Here is a 333-nt window from a genome sequence, read left to right on the forward strand (position 1 = left end):
TGCCAGCTGAAAATGCTGCACTGCAAAGTAAAGTGCATCCCAAAACCTGGACTTATCAGAATATTGCAGTAATGCGTGGGCAGTTAAAGCAGTTAGGCCTTTCTTTGGATTGGTCGCGTGAATTTGCAACTTGTGATGTGGCATATTACCATCGCCAACAAATGCTGTTTCTTGATCTGTATCAGAAGGGGTTGGTTACGCGCAAAGTGGCCAAGGTAAATTGGGATCCCGTTGACCAAACCGTTTTGGCAAATGAGCAGGTTGTTGATGGATGCGGGTGGCGTTCTGGTGCTTTGGTTGAACAGCGTGAATTGGCACAGTGGTTTTTCAAAA

General features: G+C 45.9%; 1 protein-coding gene. It reads left to right on the top strand.

Annotated features, from left to right (window positions below):
• Nucleotides 1-333 (top strand): class I tRNA ligase family protein (locus ACFIK8_RS10955; RefSeq protein ID WP_375669444.1); only part of this gene is annotated, 333 nt, incomplete at both ends.

The organism is Bartonella sp. MR168JLCBS, from assembly GCF_042194175.1.